Here is a 2,088-nt window from a genome sequence, read left to right as displayed (position 1 = left end):
CGCACTTCGGGGGAAAATTTGTTCGTCGTCTTGCTCATGATGCTCCATCCTACTCAGGAGTTGGAGCCTCCGGCAAACCCGGAGCGGTTCAGTTCATTCTTCCGACTTGGCCGGGAGTAGATGGTGTTTCGGTTCCGCGGCTGCTTTGCGAACTGAATGCCGCTCACGGTGAGAATTGTATGAACCTGATGGGGCACGGCTTCGAGCATGTGCTGCGGGAACTCCCGAGCCGGCGCGGATACTCGCGCAGTGCCTTCAGGATCGGCGGCTCTGGCGGCAACCAGACGCCGGCGCACGCTGTCGGTGCAGGCATTGCAGGCTGCAAATCTTAACCATGCAAGACTTCTGATCACGAGGTCGGGCGCCGTCCGATCCAGCGGCGCAGGGGTTGGCCGTAGGTCCGGCTGAACGCCTTTTCCAGCGCGGCGGCATCCGAATATCCGCAGCGCAAGGCGATCTCTCGCAGCGGAAGCTCGGTGGCCGTTGCCAGTTCACGCGCGCGCGTCAGGCGCAGCATCTGGGCATAGCGACCGGGCCCCATGCCGATCTCGGATTTGAACATGCGGTTCAGGCTGCGCAGCGACGTGCCGATCGTCGCGGCAAGCTCGGCAAGCGGCATGGGCGTCTCGACCTGCTCGACCATCACGCGGATGGCTTCCTGCAGCTTCTGCGATCCGCGACTGCCGATCCCCGTCCCCGCCCCGGCCCGCTTGCGCACCGCGTCGTGCAGGAACATCGAGGTTGCGGCAAAGGCGGCCGCGGGGCCGAATGTCCGCCCGACCAGGGCCAGCATCATGTCCAGCGACGATGCCGCGCCGCCGCTGCTCCAGACCGGACCGTCCAGCACGTATCGCTGATGGCTGACCGCCACCTCCGGGAAGGTCTCGGCGAAATCGGCAAGCACGCTCCAATGAAGCGTCGCGGTCTGACCCTGCAACAGCCCTGCCCGCGCGATCAGCCAAGACCCGCAATCGGCGCCGATCAGACGCGTGCCGCGTCGCGACATGCGCCGCAGCAGCGACGCGACGCGGGCGGTGGAATGGTCGCGAAACCCGTATCCCGCGACGACAAGCAGCGCATCGGGCGTTCCCAGTTCGGCCAGCGGCAGGTCGGGCACCACCCGCAAGCCGCTGGAACTGCGCACGGGCGCGTCATCGGGGGTGACGATGCACCATGACAGCTCGGGATAGCCGTGATCGTGAACCGCGCGCAGCGGCTCGATCAGCGAGGACAGGACGAAGTTCGAGAACCCGTCGAACAGCAAAACGGCATAGCGGGGCATGGAAACGGGGCGGATTGGGACAAGAAGATGGCATTATCAGACAATATTCGTGACGGGTGAACCCCTAGGATCGCCGCATCCCCCGGAAGATGGACATCCGGGGACAGCCGAAATACCCAGAAGGAGGAAACCTTGCCCCTGAGCATGAACCGCGAGGTCTTCATCACCTGTGCCGTCACCGGATCCGGCGGCACGCAGGACCGCAGCCCCCATGTGCCGCGTTCGCCCCGCCAGATCGCCGAAAGCGCGATCGAGGCCGCGAAGGCGGGTGCCGCGGTGGTCCACTGCCATGTCCGCGATCCCGAAACCGGCGCGCCCTCGCGCGACCTTGCGCTCTATCGCGAGGTGACCGACCGCATCCGCGAGGCCGATACAGATGTCATGCTGAACCTGACGGCGGGCATGGGCGGCGACATCGTCTTCGGCTCGTCCGAGGCCCCCTTCCCCGTCAACGCGGACGCCACCGACATGATCGGCGCGACCGAGCGGATGGCCCATATCGCCGAATGCCTGCCCGAGATCTGCACGCTGGATTGCGGGACCATGAATTTCGCCGAGGCCGATTACGTCATGACCAACACGCCCGGCATGCTGCGGGCCATGGGGTCCATGATGACCGAACTGGGCGTCAAGCCCGAGATCGAGGCCTTCGACACAGGCCATCTGTGGTTCGCCAAGGAGCTTGTCCGCGAGGGGACGCTTGCATCGCCCGCGCTGGTGCAATTGTGCATGGGCGTTCCCTGGGGTCAGGACCCATTAATTTTCTTGATGCCGTCCTGTCGGCGTGATTCACGCTCCCAAACAGG

The 2,088-nt window shown here is 65.1% G+C and carries 2 protein-coding genes and 1 pseudogene; 1 reads left to right on the top strand and 2 read right to left on the bottom strand.

Translation table 11 applies throughout. The features are described from left to right. Positions 1 to 101: 101 nt before the first annotated feature. Positions 102 to 230, bottom strand: a pseudogene (locus F804_RS17775) (IS481 family transposase); the annotation flags it as partial. A 119-nt stretch (positions 231 to 349) separates the two neighbouring features. Continuing rightward, positions 350 to 1,282, bottom strand: a complete 933-nt coding sequence (locus F804_RS0115095; RefSeq protein WP_022708568.1) for a GlxA family transcriptional regulator — start codon at positions 1,280 to 1,282, stop codon at positions 350 to 352. 132 nt (positions 1,283 to 1,414) lie between these two features. On the opposite strand from F804_RS0115095, the gene bcoG reads away from it, so the two are divergent. Then, a partial coding sequence (gene bcoG, locus F804_RS16780) for a 3-dehydrocarnitine:acetyl-CoA trimethylamine transferase BcoG (RefSeq protein ID WP_051142397.1) occupies positions 1,415 to 2,088 on the top strand: 674 nt, incomplete at its 3' end.

Origin of the sequence: Paracoccus zeaxanthinifaciens ATCC 21588 (assembly GCF_000420145.1) — a bacterium.
Classification (GTDB): Bacteria; Pseudomonadota; Alphaproteobacteria; order Rhodobacterales; family Rhodobacteraceae; genus Paracoccus; species Paracoccus zeaxanthinifaciens.
The sequence above is the reverse complement of the archived record's forward strand: the minus strand, read 5'-3'. Positions and strand labels throughout refer to the sequence as shown.

What these genes read in the sequence shown, in the direction of transcription:
- F804_RS0115095 (WP_022708568.1), bottom strand. Translation starts at nt 1,282, where the DNA reads ATGCCCCGCTATGCCGTTTTGCTGTTCGACGGGTTCTCGAACTTCGTC.